Here is an 18,561-nt window from a genome sequence, read left to right on the forward strand (position 1 = left end):
ATATACTTTCTCATGTTTTTAATAACAAGAATGAATGAATTGTGCAAGTTCACCAATGCTTCATCCACAATAAGGCGTTCACTTCTCCCTCAAAGAGAAAATGAACGCCTTTGATATATACCTTTTTATTAAAATTCTATCCCCTGCCATATCTCTATAACCCTTTTTGTCCAAATGTAATTTTTTGAACTTGTAGTAAATCAATCATTAAATCTACTACAATTTTTTGATGGAGTGAATGAAAAGAAGGTACCTTTGGTATGAACTTCTCATTTCCATGATGAACGGCGTTATATTCAATATGTTGATTGATATAACCTTCTATAAATAGCTTTCCGCTTAATGCTTCACGTGACCCATCAGCTGTCGAATTAGAAAAATCAGCAGGTACAAACTTACAATTGGTCAATATTACTTCTTTAGTAATCTCTTTTACCATATTGATTTTTTCTTCAAATCGTACATCTTTCTCTAAACAGATTTCAATGCTATATTCTCCTACTACAACTGGAACTCTCATATTTAATGACTCGTGATAAGGACATATCTGATTATGTGACTCTCTTTTTTTCACAGATTGTGGATCATGTAGCGGGACCACAACAGATTTATTATTATCTTTCGCACTCGCTCGATAAACAGAATCAGTTAATAAGATGATTTCATGTGATTTAAAACCTACCAAATGACAATATGGCTGTTCATGATAATAAGTAATCGTATCCAACATTTTTGAATGGTCAATAAATTTAAATGTATTTTGAGTCGTACTACCAAAGATTGCTGGATGAAGGAAATTATCAATATCTACAAAAGTGGATATTGGAATTTTAATAGAACTTGAGCGTACTCCTGATGATATATGAAACGGATGACTGTTACTGCTTTCACAGTCATCATCATATTTATCCCTTTTTGAAACATGTTCTATTTTAAGGGAATGCTTATGCGAAAAAATCGCACAGTTAGGAGGATGCAGGAGATTGTAAATTTTTGCGAAAGCATAAAATGGGATTTTTATGGTCGTTGTGTGTACTCTTGCATGTTTACACATCTCATTAGTATGATTGGTGTCACAGTCATCATCATATTCATGATGTTGATATTCATTAACTAATTTATCATCTTTTATTACAGGATAATGCTTAGGATCAGCAGCAGAAATCGTATTGTCTAACATACAAGGATGAAGATAATTATGAAGCTTTGAAAAAGTGGCGTATGGAATTTTTATTGTTTTTGAGTGGACTCCCGCATGTTTACAAAACTCATTACCTTGACTCATGCCAAGATTTTCTTTGATACCATGATTAACTAAAGTATCTTTTGGAGCGTGCCTGACAAAAATCGCACAGCTAGGTGGATGCAGTAGATTGTAAATTTTCACAAAAGCATAAAACGGAATTTTTATAGTTGCTGATCTTACTCCGAAATGTTGATGAACCTCATTAGTGTGATTGGTGTCAGAGTCATCATCGCATTCATGTTGAGGATATTTATTAACCAAATTATCATCTTTTATTTCTGGGTAATGCTTAGGGTCAGCAACAGTAATCGTATTGTCTATGATACAAGGATGAAGATAATTATGAAGCTTTGAAAAAGTGGAATATGGAATCTTTATTGTCGTTGAGTGTAGGTCTGCATGTTTTTTAAGTTTAATAGGAGAATCAATTTTACAGACATCATCTGGTGTATGGGCTTCGTAAGTTTTGTATGGTTCTTGTAATAACTTCTTTTTTAGTCGATTGCACTTTTTGCGTAATTTTAATCTTTTCTGCCTTTTGTTAATTTCAACTAAATCACATACTTCTACTGTATCGATATATTTCATTTTAGTATTTGATTTACGAATATCACTACTGTTTTTTATCTTTTTGTAACAAGTACATTTCTTATTTAATTTCGACCTTTTCTTTCTTCTATACGTTTCAACTACACTACCCATTTCTACTGTGTCCACAGACCCTTGCTTAGTATCTGATTCGCAAATACTGTCACTATTTTCTGTATTAGTTTCATTTATATGTTGAAAATGGGGAGTAGCATATAACGTAAATACGGCCTTTTGTTTATTAATAATTATCGTCATTTCTTCGTAGTTAATCCAAGGGTATGACATTGTATTCTCTCCGTATTTTTTCGGATTAAAATGGGATTTCTGCATATTTCTCTTGTTGTCCCATGGAATTCTCATTGCATCCTCCTTAACCACAAAAGTTGTTCCTTTATTAATTAATGGTTTTTCTCAGTTTTTGTTACTCATGTATGTAAACTAAATGAAACTTAGGCACGATTAATTACAGAAACCCCCTATCCTTTTAGTAGATAGGGGGTTGTAAAGAACAATAATTATATTTACTGAAATTTGACGTTAGCGCATTTTCAATTTGTTGCATTAAATTTCTTTTGACGAGTTGAAATTCACATTTCTTATTGAAAATTGTTTACGTTTTTTCAACTTATTGACGATTAAGTCAGCCGCCATTTCCTATTCCATTAACTCGAATTTGTCTTAATTGTAATACTTTTACAGTAAGATCACATACAATTTTTTCGCGTAGCGTTGTAAATGTTTCGTCCGTCCCTACAGGACATGGAGAAAAATCAAGTTCAAAGAAATTCGCATTAACTAACTCACAATATGGTTGCTCATTATAATAAACACTATTTTCAAAGAAATATTTATCTAGGCGTGGAATTTCACTGTTTTTTGGATTAATAAAGCGAGATCTGCTATCTGAAGATCTACCTAATACAGGGAAAGTGTCAAAATCACCATTTCTTAGGTCTGCATAGCCAGAAAATTCAGTATTAATAATTCGATCACGAATTAGTCCATTACACATTCCTGTAGCATATTCGATATTTTTACGAATAAATCCTGCTACAAATAATTTGGCTCTTGTTACTTCAAATACGCCAGGGCATACTTCATCACCAAATTCTACAGGTACTAGCTTACATTGAGTTAGATATACATCTTTATGCACTCTTTTAATCTCACTTGCTGCTGGCTCAAGTACAATATTCGTTTCTACAACTACTTGAATTACGGTCTCTGCTAATACAGCTGGCACTTTAATAATCGGACTATTTTGTATTAAACAAGGCTCTGCTGGTTCATCAGCAAAGGGTGTTAGTGTTGTACCCGCTACCTGACATGGAATAACAATCGGACAATCATCATTATTTTGTTGACTCATTAAAATCACCTCCTTTCAAAGTTTATTTCATTACTCTATTAACATATGTTTAAAAAGTAGTTAGTGTATGAGCATATATAATAGATATATCAATTTTATTTTTAATAATTATCTAGCATGCTACACCCGTAAACTATGCAAAGGTAATCGCTTTTTTTCTTAATATTCAGATATTTGAAGGGAATAGATTTTCATCAACTGATGCATAGAATTTTTTTCGCCTGAATCCTTTTTCTTATTCACTTATCGAACGATCTTTCAACTCGATTAGAACTGCCAGATGCAAAAGGTACAGGAACACTGACATACAGACAATTAAATGAAATAGCTTGACTAATCGCAAGAAAAAACAATGAACAATTTGATTTAAATTTCTTTACGTGCATAATCGCCAACTCATAAAAATAAACCTGTTTAATAAGAAAACCCTTTATCCGATTAAGGGGATAAGGGGGCTTTCTAAAGAAACAATTATCGGATTTACAGTGCTTGAATTTGCAGTTAAGGAATTTAATTTCTCATGACGAGTTGAAATCTATAGCTCGTCTTTTTGGAAATTTCTTAACACATTTTTCCGACTTGTTGGTGGAGCTCCTTAGGAAAGTTCTATTGAAGCAACTCGGACTTGTCGTAATTGTAATACTTTTACAGTAAGGTCACATACAATTTTTTCGCGTAGCGTTGTAAACGTTTCATCCGTTCCTACAGGACATGGAGAAAAATCAATTTCAAAGAAATTTGCATTGACTAACTCACAATATGGTTGCTCATTATAGTAAACACTATTTTCAAAGAAATATTTATCTAGACGTGGAATTTCACTGTTTTTCGGATTAATATAGCGAGATCTGCTATCTGAAGATCTACCTAATACAGGGAACGTGTCAAAATCATCATCTGTGAGGTCCGAATAACCAGAAAATTCAGTATTAATGATTCGATCACGAATTTCTCCATTACACAATCCAGTAGCATATTCTATATTTTTACGAATAAATCCGGCTATAAATAATTTGGCTCTTGTTACTTCAAATACACCTGGGCATACTTCATCGCCAAACTCTACAGGTACAAGCTTACATTGCGTTAGATATATATCTTTATGAACTCTTTTAATCTCACTTGCTGGTGGATCAAGCACAATATTCGTTTCTACAACGACTTGAATTATGGTCTCTGCTAATACAGCTGGCACTTTAATAATCGGATTATTTTGTATTAAACAAGGCTCTGCTGGTTCGTCGAGGAAGGGTGTTAATTTCACCCCTTCTACCTGACATGGAATCTCAATTGGGCAATCATCATTATTTTGTTGACTCATTAAATTTCACCTCCTTTCAATTTTATTTCAATACTCTATTAATGTATGTTAGAAAAGCAGTTAGTGTATGAGCATATATACTAGGTGTATATTTTTCTGATATAGCAGTTTATCTAGTATTAAACCCTGTAAATTAATCATAAGTTCTCTCATCCTTCAGGTGAATAAGAGAATCAAAGGATTCAATCACTAAGTTCCGAGTATCTTTAAAGGAAAATGAAGTTTTTGTTACCGATACGAAACGTGGAGAATTTCTATTTTTTCAATTTATTCCACGAATCAATTCACATGGGGGCTACTTTTGCTGTTTTTTAAATTTCAACATGAAAACTCCTGCTTAATTTCATTTTTTTAGAAGTAAATCTAAAAAAGCCACATTTTCATAAATGAAAATGCGACTTCGTGATAGTAAACATATATTAATTAATTTGTCTTAGCATTAGTTCAAAATTACACTTCCACTACGATTCCCTCACCCACTTCTTTCGCTTTAGCATAAACTCCTTTTGCTACAGCGAGATCAAAATAAGCAGCGCCAACGCATTTGAAGAAAGTGATTTCTTCTTGTGTTTGTCGTCCTTCTTTCTTTCCGACAACGAGCTCTCCGAGTTGTGCGTGCACATCATCAAACGACCACTTGCCACTATCGGCAACATGCATTAACTCACCCGCTTCATGTTTGACACCCGCTAAGTCGTCTACAACAATTTTATCGGCGTTTAAAACAGTCGTTTCATCTACTTCTCGCATATGTGGCAAATAAGAACCTACACCATTAATATGGGTGCCTGGTTTCACGTCATTACCATCGAATACTGGTTCACTTGAACGTGTAGCACAACAAATTATATCCGCTTGCTTGATCGCTTTTGCGACATCTAGTTCTATTTGAAACGGCAAGTCCACACCAAAAGCATGTAATTTATCTCCGAATTCTTTTGCTTTTTGTGGTGTTCGATTCACGAGAATGATTTTCTCTATGGTACGAACCGCTAACACGCCGAGTACTTGTTCAAAAGCCATGGCACCTGTGCCAATTACCGTCAATACGCGACTGTCTTTCTTCGATAATACATCAGTCGCAATGCCACTTAGGGCCCCCGTTCGTAGTCGTGTTAAATAAGATGCGTTCATCATCGCTACATGTTCTCCATTTGTAGCATCAGACAGTAACAGTACTCCTTGTGTTGTCGGTTTTCCGTGGGCAGGGTTACCAGGAAAAATTGTCACGACTTTTACCGCAGATACTTCGCTAACTAAATCTGCGCTCGGCATGTATAGGGCTGAAGCACTATGTTGTGGGAAATCAAGAACGGTACGCTGTGGATTATCAATTTTCCCAGCTTCTTTTGCCTCTAAAATCCCTTTGATGTCTGCAATGGCATCAGTCATTTTATATAGTAGTTTAATTTGATTTTCGTTTACAACGAGCATGTTATTCCTCCTTATTGATATCCGTTAAAGAGCCATGTTAGGCATTCTCCGACATCGTACCACCGAATCCAAAATCCGTTTCGACCGAGTGGTATTATACGGAGTAGTTTTTTCCATATTTTATCTATTCCAACTTGGAGCTTGATTTTTCCATCTGAGCAACCGCTCACCCGAAATTCACTTGAAAATCCCACCTAGTATTGGTAAAAGATCAAAAAGCAACTTTTTTCTCTCGGAAAACCGTAAAAATCACATAAAATCGATATTTATTTTGATTCACAAGATGTTTTCAACGATCTCTTATAGGTAGACTCTCTTTTGAAGACCTTATTTTACTTGTTGACCACTGCGATGCGGTCTTTCATTGCCCAAACTGCTACAAGTGAAATGACTGCCGTAAAGATGATGTATATCGCTACTGGAATATATGAATTATCAAAAGTCACAAGTAATGCCGTTGCCACAAGTGGAGCTGTCCCACCCGCTAATGCTGCACCGATTTGATATCCTAATGAAATGCCTGTATAGCGTATTCTTGCATCAAATATTTCAGAGAACATGGTTCCAAGAACTGCAGTGATTGGTGCCCAAATGACGCCTAATGCAATGACAGTCGCGATGATCAGCAAGGCTACTGAACCTTGATGTATCATCCAGAAGTACGGGAATGCAAAAAGTGCCATACCCACTGTTCCTGCAACATATAACTTTTTACGTCCTACTTTATCTGATAAATTCCCCATGACAGGAATTAAGATTGTCGTTACTACTGTTGCAATCATTACTGCTGCTAAAGTAGACGATCGTGTGAATCCTAAATTCGTTGTTGCGTATGACACGACAAATGTACTAAAAATATAGAAAGGTGCTGTTTCGACAACTTTTGCTCCAATTGCAATTAACACTTCACGCCAATGGTATTTAAGTGTCTCCGCAATTGGCAGCTTTGGAATTTCACCAGATGCTTGAACTTTTTTAAATTCAGGTGTTTCGTCAATCCCGTGACGAATCCACAATCCAAAGATCACTAATAAAGCACTTAAAATAAATGGCACTCGCCAGCCCCATGTCATGAATGACTCTTCAGGAAGCATGGTCATTATCCATAATGCAATCGTACCCATTAACATTCCGATGGTTACACCCATTTGTGGAATACTCCCATACAATCCACGGTTTTCAGGTGGTGCATATTCGACAGCTAGAAGAAGTGCTCCTCCCCATTCGCCGCCTATCCCCAACCCTTGAACTAAGCGAAGCGTGATGAGTAAGATTGGTGCCCATATCCCAATCGCTTGATAGGTAGGCAATAAGCCCATCCCAAAAGTAGCAATTCCCATTATACTTAATGTAATAACGAGTGTTTTCTTTCGTCCAATACGGTCACCTATGTGACTAAATATTACTCCTCCAAATGGTCGAATGAAAAAAGCTAAAGCAAATGATGCATATGCTAATAAAAGTCCGACATTCGGGTCCTCAGTGACGAAAAATATTTGGTTGAATACTAGTGCAGCAACTGTTCCATATAAGAAGTAATCAAACCACTCAATTGAGCTCCCTACTAAACTCGCGATTAAGACACGACGTGTTTGTTTTTTATTCATCATAAATCCCCCTTATGTTAAATCAATAATTGAAGTGTCACTTTAATTATCATTGGGTTCATTTTAGACAGTTACAAATATTCTGTCAACACCTTATCCGAAATTTTAACGTTTGATGTCCTTATTTTGAATGTTGTATAATAAAGGAAGAAGTCACAATAAAGCGAGGAATTCACATGTCGCAAGTGTTAATGGGTGTTACATTAAAAAATCTTCGCAAAGAGCGGAATTTGACATTAAAAGATTTGGCACTACAAACTGGCGTATCTATCAGTTTTTTATCCCAGGTTGAGCGTGGAAAATCGAGTGTAACTTTGGAATCGTTAAAAAAAATAGCAGATGCACTAAACGTGAATCCGAGTGTTTTTTTTGCTGCAGATGGTATACAAGATGCTTTGACGATTCGTCGAGAACCTTTTTATTACAAAGATTTATCCAATGGTGTTAAAGATGCCAGCTTTTCACCGATTTTGGTGACGCTTCAATCAGGTGAGAACGAAGGTAATGCATTTTCTCATAGTGGCCACGAATTTTTATTTGTAGTAAAAGGCTTATTAACAGTTGAAATTGATGGAGAACGCTTGCAACTTCGTGAGCAGGAATCCATATTATTTAATGCAGGTAAAACACATTATTGGTTCAACCATACCGAAGATGTGGTTCAATTCTTAGTGATATCCTCTAAAAACTAAATAAACAGACGACTAAAAAACCTCCTCGACAAAAATTAGAGGAGGTTTATTAGTTAGAGATTATTTGGAGAAAGTGGGTAAAGTAAATTGAAGTTTAAAAATGATTAGTTTTTGTCCGATCCAGTTGACCTCATTGGTATACTTAAAAAGGAATAATCAAGGAGGATTTGCACGTGAGTTTTAGTTTTCGTAAAATGTTAGTTTTAGTACTTATTGGAAGTGTCCTTATCTTTTCAGGATGTGGTTCAACACTCACAAATGAGGACGATGAACAGTACGCTCCAATTGATAAAGAATCTACGTTACAAAATGAAGAATCGACGAAAGATGACAAACCTTTATCGGGAAAATCCACATCATCTACTACTGCTCCAAAAGCAGGCACGACGGATCAAATCCCAGTGACTCTTGTTTCAACCACTGACGGCGATACGATTCGCGTGATGTATAAAGGTGAAAATGAACCAGTTCGCTATTTATTAATTGATACACCAGAAACGAATCATCCTCGTCTTGGGAAACAGCCTTTCGGTGAGGAAGCAAAAGAACTTAATCGACAACTTGTCAATAGTGGAGACTTAACTCTTGAATTTGATGTTGGTGAAAAACGCGATAAATACGGACGGCTATTAGCTTATGTCTATGTTGATGGTAAAAGTGTTCAAGAAACATTGATAAGTAACGGATTGGCGCGAGTTGCCTATATATATCCACCTAACACACGTCATTTAACACCTTATGAAGAAGCACAGCTAGTCGCTAAGTCGAAGAAATTAGGTTTCTGGGCAGTTGAAGATTATGCCACAGATTCAGGATTTAATAGTGGAAGTTCAACAAATACCGAAACTAGTTCCGGTGCTTCATCTAACCCAAGCGCTCCAGCTGCCACGACAAAAACAACGGAATGGTTTGATAACTGTACCCATCTCCGCACTAAGTATCCAAATGGTGTAGCAAGTGACCATCCTGCTTATCAGGCCAAAATGGACCGTGATAAAGACAACTTTGCATGTGAACGTTAGTAGATAAATGCCCTCCTCGAAAAGAATTCGAGGAGGGCATTTATATTTAATATATATCTACACTAAACCGGAAAGTGAACATTCAATAAAATCCAGCAAAAATAAGACTTCCCCCTCATATTCACGAGGGAATATTGTCGGTTTTTATTTGAATTGAGAATAAAAAAACCATTTTTTCATAACTAAATCCCCTTTTTAGACAAGGAATTTAGTTTTGAAAAAATGGTCGATTTTATGTTAAATTATTTTTGCAGTATTCAAGAATTTCAGCCTCTTCGTCATCTTCAAGAGCAAAATCAAGAACATCTTTTGCTACTTTGTCAGTGAAATGGTATTGCACAACGCGCTCACTATTTTCATCGGAAGCAAAAATAACACGAAGCTCTAATCCACCTTCTGTGAATAGTTCGTCATCTTCTTCAACCTCGACATCTAGTAAAAATTCATAACGTTCTCCAACAATAATTCCTGTTGGATCGTTCATTTTGCGAACCAAGTGACTTGTAATTTTCATAAGTAATTCTCCTTTAAGTCTTATTAACAGCCATGATGTTAACTTCCTATTTTTCAATTGTATCGGTAGAGAGGGCATAAAGACAACTAAACTGTAAAATTTATTTATCTTCCCACACATTGAAGACTATGCCGAACGGATCTCGTACATAACAATCCCTTCCTTTACCTTCCCAGCGAACAATTTCACAACCATTTTCAACTAAGTGTTTCTTTGCTAGATCCAAATTACTTACGACTACTTCCATGACTGGACCTAGATTTTCATTGCCTGGAATTAAAAAAATAGAATTACTATTCGTTCGAAACTCCACTTCATCCGCGTCACTTTGAGTAGTTTCTTTCACACCTAAAATACTTTCGTAAAAGTGTTTGGCCTTTTCCACATCTTTCACTTGAAATCCAATATTCTTGGACATTCTGTATTTCATCTTATCATCTCCACCTTTTAGATGCCACTCACCAATGCATTAGCAGTGCATTTTCAATTTCAGAAAAGTGTCTGGAGATTTCCCTATTATTTGCTTCCAATAAGTTGTTGAATCACTTGATTTGTTAGGTTAGGAACAATATTGAGCGAGAAGCTGCGTTCCATCCGTTCGTATTGCTTGTGAGCGTCGTATCCGTAAGGCCCAATATTGATGACTGGAACATTAATGTCTCGAATGGCTTCATAGTCAACATAGAGTTTAGTTTTCCAACCCGGATTATTCGTTGCAACGACTGAAATTCCTGCAACGTCATCACTTAATGAAATAAAACTCATGTCTGATATATATGGGAAAAAGTTTTTTGTAACGATTGGATGTGGGTAGTTCGGTTGAACGGTATCCACTGCTAATTTTATTGCATCGAGCAAGGTTTTTTCATTATCATTTTTACCTGTCACTTCAGTTCGTGGTGAATAAAGTGATGGATAGAACATGATAATAGCTGGATTTTTATCAGGCATCCATTTCCACGCTTCTTCAACAACGCGAGCTGAGAACATACGCGTATCGACGTCTGTTTGCAGCAGTAATTGTTCTTTGAAAGCATCCATGTGAATGATGTAGTCTTCCCCATGCTCATTTTGTAAGGATATATGCATCTCCTCGTATGTCATCACACGCGGTTGCCATGTTATGGCATTCATCGGTTCCCCACTAGCTTTAGTATACTCTGCATAATTTTGCTTAAATTCCGTTAATGCATTGGTAAATGCTGTCTCAGCTTCGACTATCAAACGGTCTTGCACTTCTTTAGGTGACCACGAATGAATAAAGAAATTAAAGTATACATAGGCAGAGAGTGCCGTTTGTACCGTGTAGGCTGGCTTCAAGTCCATTTGTCTTAATGAAACCGGCGGTACTGTCGTTTCCCCAAAAGCTTCATTACAAAGCTCATGATTATAACTGATTTGTCGTGTTAAATGCGCGGCAATAAAATTGGGATCAATTCCTTCAAAACAAGAGCCTACATGCGTTTCGGAACCCGTTATGAAGAAAGAAGGCAATAACTTTCCAACCGTTCCTGTATAAATATAACGCTTTGGATCACCTATATAACGAGGTGACACAAAATCCCCATTAATCGCTGCCACATAGTTAAATCCATGCATTTCTCTAAGCCGCTTTAATTCAGTCAATGCAGAAATCATTCCGTGCGAACCAACTTCTTCATCGCACTCAAACACCACCATCAAATTCCCTTCTAGCTCATCTGGATGTTCCGAATAATACTTCAACAAATAAAGATGACTCGCAACACCTGACTTCATATCAAGCACACCTCGTCCAAACTCAAACTCTCCTGATTCAAGATGAACCTTTACCGCTTCAGGCAATTCCTCTTGGCGTAGAGCTAGTGCTAGCGCATCGGGATCCAATGCTAGTTCTTTTAAAGTAAAATCGTCGATGCCTACTGTATCAATATGCCCGATTAATAGTACGGTTTTATTCGAAGGATTTTTAGTGCCTTTTACAAATGCAATCACATTGTATCTTTCTTGTTCATCGTTTTCAGTTTGCTGATAAATCACGTGATCGAGTTGTTGCTGAAAATACGGATAGGATGAGATCAACGTGAAAAGCGACTGCGATAGCACCTTCTCCCCACCCTCATTGACAATACTTTCTATTCGCACTAACTGCTTCGTCAGCGCCCATACTTCATCTTTGCAATCAAACATCGCTCTTCACTCCTTTATGTGAATATTTAGATACTCGTAATATATCATACATGGTCGACATGTTGAGCACGGTTTGATTACAATATAGAGAGTTAGGGAGTGAACGACTATGCAACCATTTACAGCAGAAGTGGTACGCGTTTTAAAAGAAATACCTGAAGGATACGTCGTCTCTTATGGGCAAGTCGCTCGCATGGCGGGTAGTCCACGTGCAGCAAGACAAGTTGTGCGTATTTTACATACCATGAGCGAAAAATACGACTTACCTTGGCATCGAGTAGTAAACGTCCGTGGGGAAATTGCCGTACCCAATGAAGAATCGAAGGACCTGCAACGTATGTTACTTCTAGGTGAAGGTGTTGCTTTTTTAAGTGATGGACGGGTTGATTTGAGTGTTTTTCACAAGGATTAAAAAGCTTTGGTTGTTTGCTGCTACACGTTTAAAATTTTTCTTACAAAAAGCCTCCTCAAGTTCTTTTTGAGGAGGTCAAATTAGTCTATTATGCATCTCAGTTAAACGAATATCGATATCGTATTGAAACAGTTTTTATAACTTGCTTAAATTCACTATTTTTCATCCATTTTGTCTTCAGGTCGCCATCCATTTTGCAAGTCCCTTATTGATAATCCAAATGTATATTCTAGATGTGGGTAGTCTTTGAAGCCAGGCCACTCTGCTCCAGATAAGAATCCAAGATCCTTTGCAATACGCACGACTTCGAACCAATCTGGTTCGTCGTTACCATTGAGATCTCGTTGCAAATCATAACTGATGGTACCATCACTATTTAGTAAAACGAAATCGATAGCTAGACCATAATTATGATAGCTCTGTCCACCGCGTGCGTAGGTTACAATACTACCTTCAATTGAGCGTCCTTTGTCGTACAACACATCTTGGGATTCTATAGATCGAAAACTATCACTAATTATAATAGGAATGCCAATTTTTTCTACTCTCTCAAGTAATTGATTGCTCTTTTCTTCAACAATCGGATGCAAGCCTTCTGGTAAAGGTCGTTCCTGTCGTTCTTCTTTAGATTCTAGCTCATTGTGCACCCAAACAAAGATGAGTCCGCCAATAACGAGCCAAAATGCAATATTTAATCCAACCCAAAATCGTTTCAAGCGAACTCCTCCTTTCTACACACTACTCTCCATCTTACGAAATTTAATACTTACTTTCAATGGTTTATACTAGCTAAATGGCATAGCCACAATTCCCCCTTAAATTGTGGCTAGCATTTGGGTTGAAACTCTATCAGGCTCGTTAAAGAAAACACCAAATCCGACTAAAAAATTTCTTGGCAGAGCTAGCGAACAGTTGCATCAGAAACGGTTTCCGGGTCGCTATGGAGCGCAAATAGACTGCAGGATAACCTGAAAAAGAAGCAACGAGCGATGTGACAAGTTACATCGCTCGTTCACTTTCTGGCAGGCAATACTGTGCCGCATGTGCATCCGTCGCTAACCTACAACCTACAAGTGCATAAGTCTTTTAATTTGGTTAACTAGTTAATGGTCACTCACTGCTTTGAAAGTAATCAGCCGAAGATACAATTTCGGCTGATTTCAGCTAGCTTTACAGTTTGTGCGATTTTATTTTCTACAGACCTGGATAGCAGGATTTTCAGGAGCGTAGCGAAAAAAACCCATTTAATTTCCTCTGTTTCACACATTACACAGTTTGAAAAAATCCTTTCATGAAACTTTAAAGAAAGAAAAGATAAACATCTGTGAATAAACCAGTTGAGGTATTTTCGTTAAATAGTCTAGCTAGCCATTTACTAGCAACATCGAATGATTGCCCTTCAAATAGTCGGTTGGTATTTGGCATGACTCTCGGAAATCGTAGAGAGTGCTAAACCATCTAGATAGGATATACGTAACAGTGTGGCAAAACCTTCTTCGCATTTTTGGAGAATTAACTCACTGGAACCCCTAGTCGTATACTTATAAAAAGCCGTTCCTCAGAAGAGGAACGACTCAGCAAAATTAAGCTGTAACATCTCGTTTTGTAAATGACCAGAAACTAACACCTATAAATATCACCATATAAACGGTCAAGACCACAAGGGATAAAGGCCAAGTCATCCCCGGAACAAACATTTGACCATTAATATAACCTGTTAAATCAGTATGTGTAAATAAGATGTATTTAGCAACTTCATACTTGCTTAAGAAGAACACGATATTTGGTCCTGCGAATAATAGGAATATTGATAATCCAATTGCTAGAGAACTTGAACGGAAGACGCTCCCAATCATGAATGCAAATGTTGTATACACAATCACACCTACGAATTGTAATACATACAACAAGAAAACACGTCCCCAATAAGACACTTCTTCAACTGATCCGTTACGATACTCTAAAATTACACCATTACCTGAATCATAGAACAAGTAACTGGCAATCATAGTTGAGACAAATGCAATAATCGTTAACACAAATGCAAATAACAAAGTTGTTAAGTATTTAGAGGTTAAGATTTTCCAGCGTTTCACTGGTCTACTTAATAACATTTTGATGGTACCTTGCGAAAACTCAGACGCTACAATACTTGCAGCTACAATTACAGAAAACAAGATTACCAATGACAACATGACATGTGAATCGTAGACAGATTGCTCTCGCCCATTAGGATCCATTGGTTCCAAGTTTTTATCTAAACGATATTCGGAAATAGCTAGCTCTTTTTCTAATTGTTTTTTTGATGCATCATCTATGTTTGGATCGGCAAGTTGGGCTGTTAAAAACGCTTGATTTTCAGCTTGATTTTCTTCCCATGAAGGCTGATTTGGTGGTTGTTCGTTAGTGGATTGAACCCACTTCATAATTCCCCCAACCCCGATTAAGATAACTACAAGCATTACTACTATTATCCAAGTGGCTTTCTTTTGCCATAATTTCATCCATTCATTTCTTATGAGATTCAGCAATTTGGCCACCTCCGGTCATTTCTAAGAATTGGTCTTCAAGTGTTTTGCGGAATGGTTGCACTGCGAATACTTGAAGATTTGCATCTATCAACGCTTTAACAATTGATGGAATTTGTTCTTGTTCTATTTTGGCAATAAAACCTGTTCCGCTAACTTCAAGTTCTAAACCGTGAGCTATTAACAGTTCCTGTGTTTGTTCAACTGGATGAGCTTCAATATAATAATGCGCTTGTTCTTTTTGGTTCATTTCTCGAATGTCGATGAGTTGACCGTTTTGAATCACGGCAATTCGATCACACATAAGTTCAATTTCAGAGAGCATATGACTTGATACAAATACCGATACTCCATCCTCTACTGCAATTTTTCGCAAATATGTACGGAATTCACGAATTCCTGCAGGGTCCAAGCCATTCGTAGGCTCATCTAAAATTAAGAACTTCGGACGGTGTAGTAGTGCTTGTGCTAAGCCAAGACGCTGGCGCATGCCTAACGAATAAGAAGACACTTTTTCATGAATACGATTTTGCATGCCCACTTGTTCAACTACTTCGGTAATGCGTTGTTTTGAAATCGATTTGTCCATTCGTGCAAAGTGCAGTAAATTTTTCCATCCCGACATATATTTGTACATTTCAGGATTTTCTACAATTACACCGACTTTGCTCATTGCTTCTTCAAAATTATCATGTAGAACTTGACCTTCTATTATCACTTCTCCGTTCGAAGGTTCCATTAGTCCCACCATCATTCGAATCGTTGTGGTTTTACCTGATCCATTGGGTCCTAAAAATCCGGTAATTTGACCAGGATATAATTTTATGTTCAAGTTATCGATAATCTTCTTTTTTCCGATTGTTTTTGATAATTGCTTTAACTCAACGATTGGTTGTTGTTCCATGTTCTTCACCTTCCTTAAATAGCGACATCATCCATGATATTGTATCTTTTCCATATAGATCACGGATGTTTTCCGTTTCTTCATGAGCAATCACTTGCCCATCTTTTAGTATGACGATTTCGTCAAGCAAAGGTTCAACCTCACGTATCTCATGTGTTGATAGAACAATTGTCTGCTTCTCTGTATCTGTAAATTTAATCAAACCTTTCATAATATCTTGGCGAACCATCGGATCGAATCCGGAAAACGGCTCATCCAATAAATAATAAGGTGTGTTTCTACCAAGTGTAATTGCCACTTTCGCTCGTCCACGACTACCTTTTGATAGATTTTTTAACTTGTCATCCAAGGAAATATTTAGAAAATCCGCAATATGACTAGCTTTGTCAAGACTAAAATCATCAAACTGTGATTCGTAAAAACGAAATAATTGGGCAACTGTAAAGTTTGGGTAGAACATGTCTGCATCCGGCAAATATGAAATATGAGTAGCAGACCTTCTTGTTATAGGTAAACCATCGAGTGTAATCGAGCCGTTTGTCGGTTTAAGTAAACCTGCCATTAGTTTTATTAATGTAGATTTACCACCACCATTTTCACCTGCAAGACCCATTATCTTTCCTTTAGTTATCAATAAATTTATATCAGTCAGCGCTTTTTTATGACCAAATTTTCTTGATACATTTTGCAGTTCAATCATGCTACTCACCTCCTTTACGGATTTGCAACGATTCAATCATTTCTTGTTTTGAGAACCCAAGACCTTCTGCATGATGAATAAATGAAGCAATCAAAGTCTCTTTCATGTCTTTACGTAATTCTTTCAACTTAATTTCATCTTTAGTGACAAACGTCCCTTGCCCGCGCTTCGTCTCGGTAATGCCAACCAGCTCCAACTCTCTATAAACCCGTTGCATTGTATTGGCATTGACACCAGCTTCAACTGCGTAATCACGGACAGAAGGTAGTTTATCACCAGGTTTGACGATCCCTTTTATGATGTCACCCGAAATACGCTCCATTAACTGCTGATAAATTGGTTTGTCTGGGAGAAAGTCAATGCTCATACATCACACTCTCACTTTCTTGTCGAGCCAAGTAGTAGCGCTAACAAATAAAAGTACTGTGATAAATGTAATAAAAAGAAGTATACCGATTAAAAATGGTTCTGCAGAAAAATCAAGTTTCACATTAAGAGTATCGTGCAATAACGATTGTGGAATAAAATCATTTACTGGTAAAGTTCCAATTGCAAAAGTTTTTGTGAAAAAGGCACTAGAGAGTATTTTGTTCCACCAGTAATTGATTAAAACAAACAAAACGAGTGTAACCGGTATTGCATAATACTGTATCCTCATTCGTAAAGTTTGATAAATTACCCAAAAGAAAAACCCGACAACACATAAATAAATAGCCGTGATAAAAGTTATACCATTAATCAAAAACAAGAATTTTCCCATGTCTATAAGTGCTGAAGATTGATTTGATATGGATATAAAAAATTGTCCAAATGTAACGACACCAATAAATACTAGCGAAACAGATGTAACGAAAATAGTGAAAATAATTTTCGTGCCCACTAACTTCTGCATGGTTGCCGATGTGTGAAACCAAATATCTTGTCTGATCATGTCTTTTTCTAAAGAGATTATTAGCAAAATAAGTGCAACTAGACTATGAAAAAATAGTAATATTCCTCCAACCATGAAGCGAATGGTTCCTAAATCTTCTTCTATTCCAAATAAACGTTTAAAGCCTGAAGGAACAATAAATAAAAGTAATGCATCCAACACAAGAAGTGAATAGAGCAAGTTCTTCATATTAATCCATTCTTTCATCAATAAACCACGCCATTGTTTCAAGCATTCCCCTCCTCCGTATTAGTGTTCTATCTAGATGGTACACTAAACATTATTTTATGTAAAGGGGATTTAATTGGAAAAGATTTTAGATTAAACTAAATTAAAAGTAAAAGGTTGGTGAGTTTATGATTTTGTCGAAATTTCCCGGGAAATATAGTTTACATATGGAGTATCCAATAGGAGTTGTTCGTTATTCTAAAGACATTGACGAAGTATTCAAATCGGCAAGTGTAATAAAGCTCCCCATCTTTCTGTATGGCTTCCATCATGCAAAAGATATAGATGAACTCGTGGAGGTTTTACCTGAAGACATTGTCGATGGGTCAGGGGTTTTGCAAACACTTGTCACACAATCAAGATGGTTTTCAGTTCGTGATTTACAGGCATTAATGGTAGTTGTATCTGATAATACAGCGACTAATTTACTCATTGAACGCTATGGAATTAAACGTTTAAACCGTTATTTCCAGCATATTGGCATGACAAAATCGGTATTGGGACGGGGAATGAGAGATCAACTTGCGATTTCAGAAGGTCGAGATAATTTTGTATGCGGCCGCGACATGGTGGCTTGCTTACGAAAAATAGCGAGTTCCTACGCTTTTCATGACATGTTAAACATCCTTGAAAAACAGCAATTTAAGGACAAAGTTCCAGCTGGTGCTAAAAATGAACAAATTGTTTTCTTTAATAAATCTGGGGAGTTAAAAGGTATTGAACACGATGTTGGATTCTTTGTTTATAAAGGCCAAATTGGGTTATATTGCGGGTTAACTGAAGGAAGTAATCATTTAGGGAAGGCGTTATTACAAGAATTCGGGCATAAATTTAATGAATTATAAGAAAAACCGGGCAAAGTGCGCCCGGTCCTTTAAGAAGGGTAACCATAG

General features: G+C 36.7%; 18 protein-coding genes. 4 read left to right on the forward strand and 14 right to left on the reverse strand.

Annotation, left to right across the window (positions count from 1 at the left end; all coding sequences use genetic code 11):
- Nucleotides 1-154: 154 nt before the first annotated feature.
- From E2636_RS17260 to E2636_RS17280, 5 genes are all read right to left on the reverse strand, one after another.
- Nucleotides 155-2,197, reverse strand: a complete 2,043-nt coding sequence (locus tag E2636_RS17260) for a BC_2427 family protein (protein ID WP_134211475.1) — start codon at nucleotides 2,195-2,197, stop codon at nucleotides 155-157.
- Nucleotides 2,198-2,477: 280 nt separating this feature from the next.
- Nucleotides 2,478-3,206 (reverse strand): CsxC family protein, encoded by a 729-nt coding sequence (locus E2636_RS17265; protein ID WP_134211477.1) that lies wholly within the window; start codon nucleotides 3,204-3,206, stop codon nucleotides 2,478-2,480.
- 595 nt (nucleotides 3,207-3,801) lie between these two features.
- Nucleotides 3,802-4,527, reverse strand: coding sequence for a CsxC family protein (locus E2636_RS17270; protein WP_134211479.1), 726 nt, complete (start codon nucleotides 4,525-4,527; stop codon nucleotides 3,802-3,804).
- Nucleotides 4,528-4,977: 450 nt separating this feature from the next.
- Nucleotides 4,978-5,961: an ornithine cyclodeaminase family protein gene (locus tag E2636_RS17275; protein WP_134211481.1), complete on the reverse strand. Its 984-nt coding sequence runs from the start codon at nucleotides 5,959-5,961 to the stop codon at nucleotides 4,978-4,980.
- A gap of 332 nt (nucleotides 5,962-6,293) precedes the next feature.
- Complete coding sequence (locus E2636_RS17280) at nucleotides 6,294-7,568, reverse strand: MFS transporter (protein ID WP_134211483.1); 1,275 nt, start codon at nucleotides 7,566-7,568, stop codon at nucleotides 6,294-6,296.
- A 176-nt stretch (nucleotides 7,569-7,744) separates the two neighbouring features.
- Between E2636_RS17280 and E2636_RS17285 the strand changes: the two genes are divergently transcribed.
- Together E2636_RS17285 and E2636_RS17290 are read left to right on the forward strand one after the other, a co-directional pair.
- The gene (locus E2636_RS17285; RefSeq protein ID WP_134211485.1) at nucleotides 7,745-8,260 is read left to right on the forward strand and encodes a helix-turn-helix domain-containing protein; all 516 of its coding nucleotides are present in this window, start codon (nucleotides 7,745-7,747) and stop codon (nucleotides 8,258-8,260) included.
- A 173-nt stretch (nucleotides 8,261-8,433) separates the two neighbouring features.
- Entirely contained in the window at nucleotides 8,434-9,282 is an 849-nt protein-coding gene (locus E2636_RS17290; protein ID WP_134211487.1) for a thermonuclease family protein, read from the forward strand.
- Between the two features lie 232 nt (nucleotides 9,283-9,514).
- Here the strand turns inward: E2636_RS17290 and E2636_RS17295 are convergent, their stop codons facing one another.
- The 3 genes from E2636_RS17295 to E2636_RS17305 all read right to left on the reverse strand — a co-directional run bounded on the left by E2636_RS17295 (nucleotide 9,515) and on the right by E2636_RS17305 (nucleotide 11,965).
- Nucleotides 9,515-9,796: a DUF6509 family protein gene (locus tag E2636_RS17295; RefSeq protein ID WP_134211489.1), complete on the reverse strand. Its 282-nt coding sequence runs from the start codon at nucleotides 9,794-9,796 to the stop codon at nucleotides 9,515-9,517.
- A gap of 100 nt (nucleotides 9,797-9,896) precedes the next feature.
- Nucleotides 9,897-10,226 carry a VOC family protein gene (locus E2636_RS17300; protein ID WP_134211491.1) on the reverse strand — a complete coding sequence of 110 codons (330 nt, stop codon included), beginning with the start codon at nucleotides 10,224-10,226 and terminating at the stop codon, nucleotides 9,897-9,899.
- An 86-nt stretch (nucleotides 10,227-10,312) separates the two neighbouring features.
- Entirely contained in the window at nucleotides 10,313-11,965 is a 1,653-nt protein-coding gene (locus tag E2636_RS17305; protein WP_134211493.1) for a M20/M25/M40 family metallo-hydrolase, read from the reverse strand.
- Between the two features lie 109 nt (nucleotides 11,966-12,074).
- Between E2636_RS17305 and E2636_RS17310 the strand changes: the two genes are divergently transcribed.
- Nucleotides 12,075-12,377, forward strand: coding sequence for an MGMT family protein (locus tag E2636_RS17310; protein WP_134211495.1), 303 nt, complete (start codon nucleotides 12,075-12,077; stop codon nucleotides 12,375-12,377).
- 155 nt (nucleotides 12,378-12,532) lie between these two features.
- Here E2636_RS17310 and E2636_RS17315 read toward each other — a convergent pair whose 3' ends face one another.
- The 6 genes from E2636_RS17315 to E2636_RS17340 form a co-directional block, all read right to left on the reverse strand.
- Nucleotides 12,533-13,093, reverse strand: a complete 561-nt coding sequence (locus E2636_RS17315) for a M15 family metallopeptidase (RefSeq protein ID WP_134211497.1) — start codon at nucleotides 13,091-13,093, stop codon at nucleotides 12,533-12,535.
- Nucleotides 13,094-13,960: 867 nt separating this feature from the next.
- Nucleotides 13,961-14,881 carry an ABC transporter permease gene (locus tag E2636_RS17320; protein ID WP_243840695.1) on the reverse strand — a complete coding sequence of 307 codons (921 nt, stop codon included), beginning with the start codon at nucleotides 14,879-14,881 and terminating at the stop codon, nucleotides 13,961-13,963.
- A gap of 4 nt (nucleotides 14,882-14,885) precedes the next feature.
- Nucleotides 14,886-15,809: an ABC transporter ATP-binding protein gene (locus E2636_RS17325; protein ID WP_134211501.1), complete on the reverse strand. Its 924-nt coding sequence runs from the start codon at nucleotides 15,807-15,809 to the stop codon at nucleotides 14,886-14,888.
- Nucleotides 15,787-16,509 carry an ABC transporter ATP-binding protein gene (locus E2636_RS17330; RefSeq protein ID WP_134211503.1) on the reverse strand — a complete coding sequence of 241 codons (723 nt, stop codon included), beginning with the start codon at nucleotides 16,507-16,509 and terminating at the stop codon, nucleotides 15,787-15,789. The genes E2636_RS17325 and E2636_RS17330 overlap by 23 nt, the downstream gene beginning before the upstream one ends.
- A 1-nt stretch (nucleotide 16,510) precedes the next feature.
- Nucleotides 16,511-16,876, reverse strand: a complete 366-nt coding sequence (locus E2636_RS17335; protein WP_134211505.1) for a GntR family transcriptional regulator — start codon at nucleotides 16,874-16,876, stop codon at nucleotides 16,511-16,513.
- A gap of 3 nt (nucleotides 16,877-16,879) precedes the next feature.
- Nucleotides 16,880-17,671, reverse strand: coding sequence for a hypothetical protein (locus E2636_RS17340; RefSeq protein WP_134211507.1), 792 nt, complete (start codon nucleotides 17,669-17,671; stop codon nucleotides 16,880-16,882).
- Between the two features lie 164 nt (nucleotides 17,672-17,835).
- Between E2636_RS17340 and E2636_RS17345 the strand changes: the two genes are divergently transcribed.
- Nucleotides 17,836-18,513: a serine hydrolase gene (locus E2636_RS17345; protein WP_243840696.1), complete on the forward strand. Its 678-nt coding sequence runs from the start codon at nucleotides 17,836-17,838 to the stop codon at nucleotides 18,511-18,513.
- Nucleotides 18,514-18,561: the final 48 nt, after the last annotated feature.

The sequence above is a fragment of the Paenisporosarcina antarctica genome, from assembly GCF_004367585.1.
GTDB classification, from domain to species: domain Bacteria; phylum Bacillota; class Bacilli; order Bacillales_A; family Planococcaceae; genus Paenisporosarcina; species Paenisporosarcina antarctica.

Excerpts from the sequence above, each read along its gene's own strand:
- E2636_RS17345 (WP_243840696.1), top strand. The coding sequence starts at position 17,836 with ATGGAGTATCCAATAGGAGTTGTTCGTTATTCTAAAGACATTGACGAA.
- E2636_RS17280 (WP_134211483.1), bottom strand. The coding sequence starts at position 7,568 with ATGAATAAAAAACAAACACGTCGTGTCTTAATCGCGAGTTTAGTAGGG.
- E2636_RS17330 (WP_134211503.1), bottom strand. The coding sequence starts at position 16,509 with ATGATTGAACTGCAAAATGTATCAAGAAAATTTGGTCATAAAAAAGCG.
- E2636_RS17265 (WP_134211477.1), bottom strand. The coding sequence starts at position 3,206 with ATGAGTCAACAAAATAATGATGATTGTCCGATTGTTATTCCATGTCAG.
- E2636_RS17285 (WP_134211485.1), top strand. The coding sequence starts at position 7,745 with ATGTCGCAAGTGTTAATGGGTGTTACATTAAAAAATCTTCGCAAAGAG.
- E2636_RS17325 (WP_134211501.1), bottom strand. The coding sequence starts at position 15,809 with ATGGAACAACAACCAATCGTTGAGTTAAAGCAATTATCAAAAACAATC.
- E2636_RS17310 (WP_134211495.1), top strand. The coding sequence starts at position 12,075 with ATGCAACCATTTACAGCAGAAGTGGTACGCGTTTTAAAAGAAATACCT.
- E2636_RS17275 (WP_134211481.1), bottom strand. The coding sequence starts at position 5,961 with ATGCTCGTTGTAAACGAAAATCAAATTAAACTACTATATAAAATGACT.
- E2636_RS17320 (WP_243840695.1), bottom strand. The coding sequence starts at position 14,881 with ATGAAATTATGGCAAAAGAAAGCCACTTGGATAATAGTAGTAATGCTT.
- E2636_RS17335 (WP_134211505.1), bottom strand. The coding sequence starts at position 16,876 with ATGAGCATTGACTTTCTCCCAGACAAACCAATTTATCAGCAGTTAATG.
- E2636_RS17305 (WP_134211493.1), bottom strand. The coding sequence starts at position 11,965 with ATGTTTGATTGCAAAGATGAAGTATGGGCGCTGACGAAGCAGTTAGTG.
- E2636_RS17300 (WP_134211491.1), bottom strand. The coding sequence starts at position 10,226 with ATGAAATACAGAATGTCCAAGAATATTGGATTTCAAGTGAAAGATGTG.
- E2636_RS17260 (WP_134211475.1), bottom strand. The coding sequence starts at position 2,197 with ATGAGAATTCCATGGGACAACAAGAGAAATATGCAGAAATCCCATTTT.
- E2636_RS17295 (WP_134211489.1), bottom strand. The coding sequence starts at position 9,796 with ATGAAAATTACAAGTCACTTGGTTCGCAAAATGAACGATCCAACAGGA.
- E2636_RS17270 (WP_134211479.1), bottom strand. The coding sequence starts at position 4,527 with ATGAGTCAACAAAATAATGATGATTGCCCAATTGAGATTCCATGTCAG.